At 47.9% G+C, this 12,516-nt stretch carries 9 protein-coding genes; 3 read left to right on the forward strand and 6 right to left on the reverse strand.

Annotated elements, in window-relative coordinates; genetic code table 11:
• Positions 1-471 precede the first annotated feature (471 nt).
• Complete coding sequence (locus HFX_RS12750) at positions 472-2,139, reverse strand: acyl-CoA synthetase (RefSeq protein ID WP_179955342.1); 1,668 nt, start codon at positions 2,137-2,139, stop codon at positions 472-474.
• A gap of 323 nt (positions 2,140-2,462) precedes the next feature.
• Between HFX_RS12750 and HFX_RS19735 the strand changes: the two genes are divergently transcribed.
• A complete protein-coding gene (locus HFX_RS19735) occupies positions 2,463-3,242 on the forward strand; it encodes an alkaline phosphatase family protein (protein ID WP_137685646.1) in 780 nt (259 codons plus the stop codon).
• A gap of 59 nt (positions 3,243-3,301) precedes the next feature.
• Positions 3,302-4,294 carry a glycosyltransferase family 4 protein gene (locus HFX_RS19185; RefSeq protein ID WP_160163658.1) on the forward strand — a complete coding sequence of 331 codons (993 nt, stop codon included), beginning with the start codon at positions 3,302-3,304 and terminating at the stop codon, positions 4,292-4,294.
• 29 nt (positions 4,295-4,323) lie between these two features.
• Here the strand turns inward: HFX_RS19185 and HFX_RS19190 are convergent, their stop codons facing one another.
• From HFX_RS19190 to HFX_RS12780, 5 genes are all read right to left on the reverse strand, one after another.
• Positions 4,324-6,045: a hypothetical protein gene (locus tag HFX_RS19190; RefSeq protein ID WP_004059558.1), complete on the reverse strand. Its 1,722-nt coding sequence runs from the start codon at positions 6,043-6,045 to the stop codon at positions 4,324-4,326.
• An 84-nt stretch (positions 6,046-6,129) separates the two neighbouring features.
• The gene (locus HFX_RS12765) at positions 6,130-7,587 is read right to left on the reverse strand and encodes a flippase (protein ID WP_004059557.1); all 1,458 of its coding nucleotides are present in this window, start codon (positions 7,585-7,587) and stop codon (positions 6,130-6,132) included.
• Positions 7,584-8,609: a DUF354 domain-containing protein gene (locus HFX_RS12770; RefSeq protein ID WP_004059556.1), complete on the reverse strand. Its 1,026-nt coding sequence runs from the start codon at positions 8,607-8,609 to the stop codon at positions 7,584-7,586. The genes HFX_RS12765 and HFX_RS12770 overlap by 4 nt, the downstream gene beginning before the upstream one ends.
• A complete protein-coding gene (locus tag HFX_RS12775; RefSeq protein WP_004059555.1) occupies positions 8,606-9,664 on the reverse strand; it encodes a glycosyltransferase family 2 protein in 1,059 nt (352 codons plus the stop codon). The genes HFX_RS12770 and HFX_RS12775 overlap by 4 nt, the downstream gene beginning before the upstream one ends.
• On the reverse strand, positions 9,664-10,992 hold the full coding sequence (locus HFX_RS12780) for a nucleotide sugar dehydrogenase (RefSeq protein WP_049917482.1): 1,329 nt from the start codon (positions 10,990-10,992) through the stop codon (positions 9,664-9,666). Before HFX_RS12780 ends, HFX_RS12775 begins: the two co-directional genes overlap by 1 nt.
• Positions 10,993-11,273: 281 nt before the next feature.
• On the opposite strand from HFX_RS12780, the gene HFX_RS12785 reads away from it, so the two are divergent.
• Positions 11,274-12,437 (forward strand): sugar phosphate nucleotidyltransferase, encoded by a 1,164-nt coding sequence (locus tag HFX_RS12785; protein ID WP_004059553.1) that lies wholly within the window; start codon positions 11,274-11,276, stop codon positions 12,435-12,437.
• Positions 12,438-12,516 lie beyond the last annotated feature (79 nt).

Genomic DNA, 12,516 nt, shown 5'->3' on the forward strand with positions numbered 1-12,516 from the left:
CTGAACCGTCGAGTGCGTTCCTTCACAACCGTACCGGGACACACGATTATCTACAAGCAATATATCATCCTACCCATATCAGTTGTTGAGGGTATAGGGGTTTTACTCTGGATAAACAGACAAATGTTAGACACTGACAAAAATATGATTGGAATCGATTTTAAACGTGAACAGAGAATCAGCTGTTCCACGATTTGTGGGTCGGGAATCGGTCAGATGTCCACCATAGTATTGTGGTTTTTGTTCAATACTATCGAATTCAATGTCGAGTTCAACAAAGTTCTCGACTGCTCGATAGACGAACGCCAACTCAGGAGTGGTAAGGCGAGTTTAAACGAGATACCCGGTCTGAATCACATTCCGTTTTCGGAGTTGCAGTGGCCTACTAGTGTAACATGAATATGTCCGTTATATCTTCAATCGCAGCGCCTCGTGACAGCTGGCGTGGAACCCCCGTTTCTGTGGGGTGGCTCAGTTCTCTTCAGCCGCGGTTTCCCGCAGTTCCGTCCGCCGAATCTTCCCCGTCACAGTCTTCGGAAGTTCGTCGACGAACTCGATTTCGCGGGGGTACTCGTGCGCGGAGAGTTCGGATTTGACGTGCGCTTTGATCTCCTCGGCGAGCGAGTCCGACGGCGTCGCATCCGCACTCGGGACGATAAACGCCTTGACGATGTTCCCGCGTTCGCGATGGGGCTTGGGGACGACCGCGGCCTCTGCGACCGCCGGGTGCTCGCCAAGCGAACTCTCGACTTCGAACGGGCCGATGCGGTAGCCCGACGAGAGAATCACGTCGTCGGCGCGGCCTTCGAACCAGAAGTAGCCGTCTTCGTCCATGTGCGCGAGGTCGCCCGACAGATACCACTCCCCGTCAGGGCCGTCGATGAAGCAGGCACGCGTCTTCTCGGGCTTGTTCCAGTACTCCGCGAAGAAACAGGGGTAGTCACCGCGTTCGGCGATTTCGCCCGTCTCACCCGGCGGCAGAACCTCGCCGGACTCGGGGTCGACGATGGCTGCCTCGATGCCGGGGAGGGGCTTGCCCATCGACCCCGGTCGCACGGGCATCGTCGGGTAGTTGTTGATAATCATGTTCCCCGTCTCGGTCTGGCCGTAGGTGTCGAGAACGGTCACGCCGAGGGTGTCTTCGGCCCATTCGACGACGCCCGCACTGAGGGGTTCGCCGATGGAGAGGGCGTGACGGAGGTCGGAGTCGGTGTCCGCGAGCACGTCTTCGTGTTCGCGGAGCATGCGGTAGGCCGTCGGGACGGAGAAAAGGACCGTGATAGGATAGGTGTCGAGCAGGTCCGCCCACATTTCGGGGTCGAACTCGCCTTCGTAGGTGAAGAGTGCCGACCCCCAGAACCACGCACCGAGGGTGTTGATTGCCCCCGTCAGCCAGCCGAGGTCACCGGTGCTCCAGTACACGTCGCCGGGTTGGAGGTCGACGGCGTAACGCTGGGTTGCCGCGACGCCCGCAATCCAGCGGTGTTTGTGCAGGACGCCCTTTGCGAGCCCGGTCGTCCCGGAGGTGTAGTACAGAAGCGCGTTGTCCTCGCCGCCGGTCCGTGCGGGTTCGTAGTCCGTGCTGGCGTCGTCGAGCGCCGTGTTGAAGACCACATCGTCGGTCGGTGCGCCGTCACCGCGGTCGACTGTGATGACGTGTTCGACGCTCGGCGCGTCGGTGAGTGCGTCGGCGATGGTCTCGCGGTTGTCCGTCGTCGTGACGACGACCGAGGCGTTACAGTCGTCGAGTCGGTAGGAGATGCCGTCGGGACCGAACCGCTCGTTGACGCTGCCCCACACTGCGCCGTGTTTGAGCGTCCCCACGAGGGCGACGTAGTGTTCCGGAATGCGCGGCATGTACGAGACCACGCGGTCGCCCGCCTCGACGCCGAGGTCGTCGAGGACGTTCGCGAACTGGCTCGAACGGTTTGCGAGTTCCCAAAAGGTCAGCGTCGTGAGTTCGCCGTCCGTGTCGACCTGATAGAGAGCGACTCGGTCGCCGTTTGCCGCATGTCGGTCGACGGTTTCGTGAGCGATATTGAGTTCCTCCGGGGCGTTCCACGAGGCTTCAGTGTAGATGTCGTCCCACGAGAAGTCGGCTCGCGTCGCGTCGTAGTCGCCGAGATTGTGTGTCATCATTTCGACCTGAGAGACGATATTTGGGTAAATAATTGTGAGGGATGGGAACAGGGAACGTGTGGTTGGTTGGCGCCCCAAATAATATCAATATTATATTATTTGAAGCCGTTCGATTTATGTTCTAAGTGACTGAAAACGGACCTGTGAAAATACCTGAGTCAATTCACGAAAAAATGACTAGTGCGCTAAGACTCCCGTACTATAGCTATCTTTCCTGTTGGTTCGGAGTCACATCGCGGCGGCCTATTGGTACTAACATATTTTCCCGGGACTGGGATGTCCTAATAGTATTAGATGCATGTCGAGTAGATGCACTTGATCAAGTGAAAGAAGAGTACGACTTCCTTCCTGATAAGATCGACAGTATTTGGTCTCTTGGAAGTGGCTCTGCAGAGTGGATTGCACAGACATTTTCAGAGGACTATGCCGATGAGATTGCTGACACGGCATACGTATCTACTAACGGCTTCACAGAATGGGTGTTAAACCATAGAGAGATGCCTTCTGAAAAAGGTTGGTTTGATATATCTAAGTGGGACACGGTTCATCCAGAAGACTTCAAACTACTACACTATATCAAAGACGATGCACCAGAGCTGGATTTCTACCGATATGTTCCTACAAAATATATTAATGAAAGAGCGATAGCTGCAAAACAGCAAATTGATCCTGAACGGCTGGTTATTCATTACCAACAGCCTCATGACCCTTACGCTCACGAAGCGCTGAGTGAAGGACGTGAACTCACCGAATATGAGAAAAAGCCTCTCCGTCATCTTGCACGTGGCGAATGTAGCCGAGAAAAAGCGTGGGGGGACTATATTCAGGAATTGCGAGCGGGCTTAGATGGTGTGGAAGACTTATTAGAATCAATTGATGCCGATAAGGTCGTGATTACAGCTGATCACGGCGAAGCCTTCGGAGAGTACAATATCCATCGACATCCATTAGGAATACCAATTCCAGAATTACGTAGAGTTCCGTGGGTGGAAACGTCAGCAGAGCGTATGAAAGACGTAGATGTAAACTACAATTTCGAATCTGATAAGATGGGGACAAAAGATGAGATTCTAGACCACCTTGCTAACCTCGGTTATCGATAGCGGACAGGGTATTACAAGATGGTAAGAGCAATTCGAATAAGATACAATAGGACATGAAAATGACAAAAAATAACAAGACAATAACATGGTTAACCCCACATAGTTCTCAAACTGGGGGGAACTGGGTGACAAAAAAAGTTCAGTCTGAGCTTTCCGAGAACTATTCGATAACAACAAAAACATTTGAACACGGTTCATCACTAATAGGCCATGGATTATCTGCAGCTCAATTTGCAACACATAACAATGATTCAGTTGACCTATGGGTTGAAAATCCATTCACTTTCTCATTTAAAAGGCCAGGAATTAGAACAGATGACATAGTTGCGTGCCATCACATACATTATCCACACCCATCAAATGCATGGTATCAACCGTCGGAAGTGGGACGTCGAATCAAAAATGAGTTGTTCTTAAAGAGAGCAGCACATGCTAGTCGCGTAGTTGTTGTTTCAGATTACTGGAAACAGTTCTTAAATAATCACGGAATAACGAATGTTTCCAAGGTACATAATGGACTTCCAATAGAAAATTTTGACTTTGACCAGGAGAAAGTAGACAAGTTAAAGAAAGAGCTTTCGCCAGATGATAAGCCGATCATTCATCTTGGGATACCAGCTAAACTAAAGGGTACAAAAAAAGCCTACCACGAACTCAAAGGGATGGATGCAAAATTCATTACGACAGGTCGAAAGGACTACCATTTGCCGGTTGAACATTTAAATCCAGACTACGAAGGCTATCTCAGGATTCTTGCTGCAGCAGATGTTGTCGTATCTATGTCTCAGTTTGATGAAGGTTGGGGGTTATTTGTTCACGAGGCTCTGCTAGCTGGGACCCCCGTCGTTGGTACTGGTCGAGGAGGAATGAGTGAGTTACTGAACGGCGGAGATCAAATCGTGTGTGAGGAATTTTCAGACCTAAAATCATCAGTTAGGAAGGCGCTGGATATGAAAGAGTCACTTGGAAAGTCGGGTCATCAATTTGTGAAGCAATTCTCAGTTGAACGGATGGTCTCTGGCTGGGATCAGATATTCAAAGAGATTCCATAGATCTACTGTTGAGAGAATCGTTAATACAACTATTTCCCAGAGCCCACATAATATAGTCTAAATGTGCTACTTGAATATACTTTATTAATATCTCGGTCACGGTTGAGGTAATTAAAGTCGGTGGAGTTGAACCTGAAGCCACCATACAATTTAGTTTCACGTACTGTGTCTCCTTCTGTTACAGCAAGATAGTGTGGTTCGGCATAAGCGGAGGGTAAGTCGTGGTTATTGAAGTGGTCAGGTGCCATTGACTTTCTGAGCCATGCTCTTCTGTCAACACCCTCAATTGCATATCGATATCGAAATGCCTCAGCTCGAATCTCGTTATACTCAACCGACTCCTCTTCGAATTGGAAGATCCAACTATACCCGTCCATATTTGTTTCGGGTATATGTTTATTTGGCCTAAGCATATCTGAGGAAGCATAAGCGCCGGATACGGATACTGTCAGTCCTATTACCAAGAACAACGTAACTGCAACCGAAGAGGCGTTGACATCTAAAATTGAGTATTTGGGACTTGTGTCAATTAGCACAGATACGAGTCCAGAGACCACGACTGTCGAGAAAAACACAAATATAGAAATTAAACGATAACTGAATTCACCATAATCAATGGCTACAAATATAGCAAATGCTACGAACACGAAAGATAGTCCAAACCCTAATCGGAGTACGTCTAATTCCAGACTATTTACGGACTCTTGTCTAAGTACTTTTTTAAGTGACCACAGTCCATAGAGGCCGGCAATAATACACAGTAAAATGTCAAATCCATAAATGTTCAGAATAACCGAAGACACAGATTGCCCAGTTGAATTCACACTTGATGACTGAGACGAAAAATACCCATAAATATCAATGGAGTTTATTTTTGCAAAAATCCCCGATGCTGCACGTTGATACATAAATTGATTCATGATCCGATAAAAGAACGCCAGCAGTACAATTATCACACCTCCAATTGCTGATGAGCGAATCCCAATTGGAAATCTGCCAACTAGAACGGAGACTATCAGTACACAACCAATGAGAATTCCTGCAAGAGGATGGGCCAAACAAATGACGACAGCGCCACACAAACCGATAATGGAACTTCTCCATCCGTTTACCGATGATCGATCCGCAGAATAAAAGTACGCGAGACTAACAAACGGCAAGGACAACATTGCTAGACTAAATGGGTGAGGGGTTAGTCGAGTGGAAAAAGCGTCTACAACACCAAACATTACTGCAAATATTGCACCGCCAACATACCCAATTCGGGTTCCAGTGAAATGCCTAACGACAATAGGGAGAGTAACCATATACAAGATTCCATAAACAACCACCGAGAACATAAGTGCCCGACGTAAACTAATGTTCAATATACTCGATATAACCAAGGAAATCAATTGTAGACCCATATATCGAAGTCCAAAGATGGAGAACTCACCATCTTTTATTGCTTTCAACCAACCTAACTGAGTGAGTCCATCACCTCCAGCATGGAAATAGAACCCTAGGAGGGTCGGTGCAAATAAAACAATTACTCCAACCAGGTATAGGACCCCAATTGATAATCTTCTACGCGAGCCTAGAACGATCGTAACGATACTAAGTCCACCTGCAATAGTAACACCCAACCAAAAAAGCGGGTTCTCGGCGTAAATACTTAGGCTGTACTTTGATGACGGATTGAAACTCGCATATACAACTGTAAGGGAAAGACATACAGTCGATAGTGTAATAGCAAATTTCTCCCAATCCATATTTAATGGCCGTCTGACTAGACAAAATGGTTTTCGGTACAGACCCTTTCAATGGGATAGTTTAGTATTGTACTAGTGACAGGTTTAGCTTAAACTCTCAAATAATAGCTGATCTCGTTCTGAGAATAGGAACAGATAGACTACCGAGATGAAAGCTAGGCTCCCAACAACTCCTGCACCAAGAGCAGCAATTAAGCTGGATGGGTAGATGAATTTAATAGAAACAAATATAATTCCTGACACCATGATCCCCGGGACGATTTTAATTATGCTTGAGAAACCGGGCCGGATTCCGAGTAGATAGCTCGCCTGAGAAACTCGAAGGGTATTCAATAGAACTAGAGACGTTCCAGTAGCAACTGCCGCACCGATAATTCCATACTGGCTAATCAAAATATAGTTTAAAACGATATTTGATAGAGCAGTTACTATTGTATTAGCGGATTCAACCCTCTCGTATTGAGACATTGAAAGTAGATACCCTGCAGGTCCAGCGACTGCATTAGCAATGTACCCAACACACAAGACGGCAATCATTGGTTTGACTCCATCAAACTCGTTTCCGAATATGGACATCACTTGGCTAGAATAAGTGACCAGATATAGTGATCCAAGTATTGTGAACCCGCCAGTCCATTTCGTGGTTGATTTGTAGATATTTGTTAAGCGTTTTCTATCACCATTATGATATAATCCAGACGCGATAGATGGGAAGACGGAGTTTACTGAATATAGTATAAACCCAAGCATCGCTGTCGTCTGGAAAGCTGCCTGATACTGGCCAATTTTTGCATTATTTGAGAGTAGTGCCCCTAACATGAGAATATCTGTCCAAGTTACGAGATAATTTGCAACAGCAGATAACATGAGGGGAAGAGAATACACAGTGATTTTTTTCAGTTCGAACTTTGGCTTCATGGAGAAAGACAAACCACTCAGTTTTAACAGATAGTACGAAATCACAATAGCACCGAACAATAGTGACAGACTGTATCCAATAACAACAAATTCTATCGATTCGAGAACAAATGCTGCAATCCCAACTAAGATAATCGCCGACCCTGATTGGACGATGTCTTTTGCATAGACTGCATAAGTCGTGTTGAAAAAACCTCTCGAAGCAGCCATACCAACGCTCAACACTGCTAAAAGCGGGACTCCAAATAAAAAGAAAGTCGCCTCATCTGGTATTGAGACCCCAAATGTAGACCTAATAGTCCCTAAGAAGACAAATATGAGGAGAGAGATAATTGACCCAACTACAAACGCACCGCCCAGTGATGAGATAACAACACCAACTAGTCTCTCTTGATCTCCAGACTCTCGATAAACGGGAATGAACTTACGCGCAGCATTGTCTAATCCTAAACGACTTACAACACTGGCAATATTGAGGATAACGTATCCAATTGAGAAGACACCCAATGCCTCTGCACCTAAGCCCCTAGCAATTGCAATATATACACCGTACTGCAAGAGTCGGCCAAGCGCACCACCGACAAATGTGATTGAAGCTAAATCCGTGATTGATTTGTCACTCATTGTTCATCCATACTACCAATCTGTTCAAGAATTATCGATGTTGTATCAGTCTTCTCAGCTAGTAATTCTGCTCTCTGCTCCTCGATGCCAAGGTCAGATTCCAATATTTGAACTGCACGAGAAATTGCATTCTGCTGTGCATTTTCTCCAGTCATATGATGCACCAAGCCATACTTGGATTCCAGTTCGTCAATATAGCCTAATCTCAAAGAGTTCACGTAAATCGCCGGGGTCCCCAAGACAGCGGACTCAGCCGCCATTGTTGAACTTTCGCCGATGAATACGTCTGCAAACGCCATCACGTGATGCATCTTCTCGGGAGGTACTTCCAAGCAGCGGGCTTCGAGTACGTCCGGAAGATCACCCTCAGCACTAACAACGACCGAAGCACCGGTTTCCTCAAGACTCCCCACAACATCAGCGACACTGTTGAACCCTTTTTGACCAACGTCGTGGGCAGCTTTCCAAGCGACTGACCGAACGATGGCATACTTCTCATGAGGATCAACACCAGCCTCACGAACAATCTGTGGGTCCGGTTCAAACCGGTTTGGGTGTAAGTAGGATAATTCGTGATACCCCGGATAAGAGACTTGCTTCGAGCCAATAGTATCATAGTAGCATTCCGGAGTACAAATTCGGTGAGCAAAGGGGAATGCCAATCTATTCTGGAGCGTCGCGTGCTCAGTATCGACGAATATTACGCTCTTCGAATTAATCAGCCGAGAAACATGTGTGACTGCCGGTTCTGAGATGGCAGTCATCACGTCTGGCTTAAACTTGATCGCACGCGCCAACAATTTACTCTCGTAGACAGCTTGTGTTTTTACAAGTTCACTAAATGTTGAAGAGTCGCCGGCGAGGATTTCGTACTCAATGTCGTATGCATCAAGCAACTCGACAGCTATATCTTTGTTCCGACAACACACCTTCACCTCGTGGCCACTATCTAATAGTTCAGAAATTGCATTCCGAAAGAAATGCACGTGTGCTGGATGCTGAATAGTGACGAGAACCTTCATTCATACACCTGCGTTTCGAGATCTCGGTTGACCTGCATATCGAACAGCATACCGAACATGAGGAACATGCTCCCGATACTAAACAGGAGCAGACTCGACACTGCCGGGACAAACAGAGAGTCTCCGTAGGTGAACTTTGCGTAGGTTGCCCACCCAGCACCCAATAACGCGAATAAGGACATTATCGAACCAAACACGTAAAATAAAGCGAGAGGATGGAAGTCAAGGACTAGGTACTTGACCTTCAACCTCCAGAAGAAATTGCGCAACAGCATCAACGAGACCTTACGGATATAGGTTGAATATTGGATACTTGATTCCTCGTCTCCATAGACAGCAGGCATCGCAACGTCTGCAACGCGGATTCCTTTCGCGTTCATCTTTACGAGGAGGTCGTTGCAGTAGCCATAGTACTCATACATGTCCTCAATCCCTGCATTCTCAAGTGCATAGAGGGAAATCGCAGTGTATCCGTTTTGAGGATCCATTGTTTTCCAGTAACCACTGGATATCTTTGTGAGGAACGTCAAGATAGAATTGCCAAAGAATCTGAATTTTGGCATCTCAATACGATAATCCTTGTACAGAAGCCTATTCCCCTTTGCATAGTCAGCGTCACCTTCTACAATAGGATCGAGTAGCTTCGGTAATAAGCTGAGATCCATCTGACCGTCCCCATCCACGGTCGCTGTTATATCGATCTCATCTTCTCGTGCTGCGAGGTACCCTGTTTTGATGGCACCACCTGCACCGAGGTTCTCAGTGTGTTCAATTGGGACTACGCGACCAATCGTATCATGCCTCTTCGCCCGGTTAGTGAGCGACAGACCACCATCTGTCGCCGTCATAACTCCATCAGCGGAGTTATCCCCGTTTGGGCTTTCGCGGGTTTCACGCGCAGATGCTAAAATCTCGTCCCAAGTACCATCAGTGGAACAATCGTCGATCACAAAAATCCGATCGACATATTCGGGCATGTCACGAATGACGTCGCCGATAAACCCCTCTTCATTGTAAGCAGGGACGACAACGCCGATTGAGTGTTCACGATACATTAGAGTCGATAGTATTTGATGTTGGTTTCTTTGAGATCCCCTTCGAATATGTCTTCAGTATCGATGAAAACAGGGTTTTCACCGAGTTCTTCTGACATCGTCTTTATATCTATGCTCTCATACTCATCGTGAGCGGCACCGAGAATAACCGCATCAAAATTGTCGAAGTCAAGCTCGTTTTGGACTGCAATCTCGAACTCGCAACGAACTTCATCATTGTCCGCTTGTGGGTCGTGACCGGTAACCTCGATACCGAACTCCTCAAGACCTTTGATTGTCCCGCCAATCGCTGATGTCCGAATGTCTTCGACGTTTGGTTTGTAAGTAAGACCCAGAATCAGTACCTTGCTTTCTTGCAGAACCTTCCCTGACAGATTCAGACCCTTGATCGTCTGCTTTGCAACATGCTCTGGAATGTATTCATTCACCTCACGCGCAGTTTCGATTAAATTCGGATTGAACCCCTGTTTTTTAGCCTTGTATATGAAGAAGAATGGGTCAACTGGTATACAATGACCGCCAACAAGACCTGGGCGGTAGTCGTGGAAATTCCACTTTGTTCCTGCTGCCTCGAGTACTGCATTCGAGTCAACCCCAAGATAATCGCACGCAATGGCTAATTCATTGACAAGGGCGATGTTTATGTCTCGTTGAATGTTTTCGATACATTTCGCGGCCTCGGCAACTTCTAGTGATGGTGCTTCATGAATACCGGCGTCAATAACCGAGCTGTATAATTCAACTAGATCATCAAGGGTTTCCTTGTTACAACCACTTACAATCTTAACGACGTTTTCTAAGCTATGTTTCTCATCTCCAGGAACAAGACGCTCAGGAGAGTACCCAACAGAGAATTCGTCACCAAGTGTGTAGTTCGATGCTTCCTCTATCACTGGTGCAAGGACTTCCCGAGTTGCACCAGGGAACACAGTTGACTCAAGGACTACAGTCGAACCGGGGCTCAAGTTCTCGCCTACTGTACGGGCTGCACTCTTAACATAGTCAAGGTTTGGGTCTTTCTCATCGGAAACTGGTGTCGGTACGGTGATGATTACATACTCGGCATCAGTGATCAATTCTGGATCGGTTCCAAAATTAATATCTGAGTTTTGAATTGTGTCATCACCGAGATCTTTGGTGGGATCTTCTCCCTCTTCAAGCCGACTTATTGTTGCTTTCGATATGTCATAACCTCGTACGTTATGGCCTGCTTGGTCGAATCCCACTGCTAGGGGGAGACCCACGTATCCGAGCCCCACAATACAAACGTTTCTCGTGTCTACGGCCTTGTACCTCTCTGACTGTCTATTTAGTTTTGTATCTGACATTGATATCCCCACCAAGACAGAGGCCGGTAGTAACTCAACCACAGGCACGACACACTGGAATTATTACAAGTGTTATTGTAGCCGTGATTGCGACACTCTGTGAACTTGATATTTTCTTTCTCACTATGTCCATACTCGAACCAAAACATAAAATTGACGGCTATTTATTAATGAATAAACAGGAGAGTAAGTGAGGATGAGAGTGGCATAATTAAATTTAGCTCACCTAGAAAAAATCTGTGACGTAAAAATGAAATGGACACACGCAAAAAAATATTACAATGAAAGCAATCATTCTCGCTGCTGGTGAGGGAACCCGGCTTCGCCCACTTACCCAAGCACGACCCAAAGCGATGCTCCCAATTGGAGACAAACCATTGCTGGAGCACATCGTCGAAGCAATCAAAGCCGCCAGTGTTGACGAGATCATCATCGTGGTCGGCCACAAACGCGAGCGAATCCAGAACCACTTCCAAAACGGTGACGACTGGGGAGTCGACATCCAGTACGTCGTCCAAGAGAACCCCCGAGGCACCGGTGACGCACTACTAGAGGCGGAACACGCAGTCAGCGGGGACTGTATCGTCATCAACGGCGACCGAATCGTCGAACCGGAACTCATCGAGCGACTGATCGAGCGCCACCGGACGACCAACGATGCCTGCCTCGCAATCACCGAGGTCGAAGACCCGACTCAGCACGGTTCTGTCAGCGTCCAAACCGGCCACGTAACCGACATCAAAGAGAAACCGGAGGAACACGAGGTCCAATCGAACCTCATCAATGCGGGCGTGTACGCGTTCGGCCCGGAAATTTTCGCGGCCATCCGGCGGACCGACCACTACGGCGAGCTCAGACTGACCGACACGCTCAGAGAGTACATTCAGGACCACCCACTCCACGCCGTCCACTACGATGGACTGTGGCTCGAACTCTCTCGACTGTGGGACCTGCTGTCGGTCAATAGCGGCGTCCTCGCCAAGAATAACTCGATGGTCGCTGCGTCCGCGAGTATCAGCGAGGATGCAACGGTCGGCGAGCCGGTCGTTGTCGGCGAACACTCCCGTATCCAACCCGGCGCGCGGGTCTTCCGCGACGTCGTCATCGGCGATAACGTCACCATCGGGGCAAACGCCGTCGTCACGAATGCCGTCATTCTCGAAGATACGGTCATCAAGCCGGGAGCGGTCATCTCCGACTGTATCATCGGCGCAGGCTCCGAAGTCGGACCACTGACCGCAATCGAAGGCGGCCACAGCGACGTCCGCGTCGACGACGAACTCTACACCGACGTTAGATTCGGCGGCCTCATCGGTGACAACGTCCGAATGAAAGGCAACGTCACTGTCGAACCGGGGACGATTGTCGGCAACAATGCCCGCGTCGAAAGCGGGGCGACACTCACCGGACAAGTCCCCGGCGATGCGAATGTCTTCCGAGGCTGACCAAGATCTAACGAACATACCTCTGTTTTACTACCCGAATTATACAACGAAAATGTGTATTCAGGTTTGTACTAGTTAA

It is taken from the genome of Haloferax mediterranei ATCC 33500 (assembly GCF_000306765.2).
GTDB lineage: Archaea > Halobacteriota > Halobacteria > Halobacteriales > Haloferacaceae > Haloferax > Haloferax mediterranei.

Bases quoted from the DNA above. Each gene is read 5' to 3' on its own strand.
- HFX_RS12750 (WP_179955342.1), bottom strand. From the start codon at position 2,139: ATGATGACACACAATCTCGGCGACTACGACGCGACGCGAGCCGACTTC.
- HFX_RS12785 (WP_004059553.1), top strand. From the start codon at position 11,274: ATGAAAGCAATCATTCTCGCTGCTGGTGAGGGAACCCGGCTTCGCCCA.
- HFX_RS12775 (WP_004059555.1), bottom strand. From the start codon at position 9,664: ATGTATCGTGAACACTCAATCGGCGTTGTCGTCCCTGCTTACAATGAA.
- HFX_RS19185 (WP_160163658.1), top strand. From the start codon at position 3,302: ATGACAAAAAATAACAAGACAATAACATGGTTAACCCCACATAGTTCT.
- HFX_RS12770 (WP_004059556.1), bottom strand. From the start codon at position 8,609: ATGAAGGTTCTCGTCACTATTCAGCATCCAGCACACGTGCATTTCTTT.
- HFX_RS12765 (WP_004059557.1), bottom strand. From the start codon at position 7,587: ATGAGTGACAAATCAATCACGGATTTAGCTTCAATCACATTTGTCGGT.
- HFX_RS12780 (WP_049917482.1), bottom strand. From the start codon at position 10,992: ATGTCAGATACAAAACTAAATAGACAGTCAGAGAGGTACAAGGCCGTA.
- HFX_RS19190 (WP_004059558.1), bottom strand. From the start codon at position 6,045: ATGGATTGGGAGAAATTTGCTATTACACTATCGACTGTATGTCTTTCC.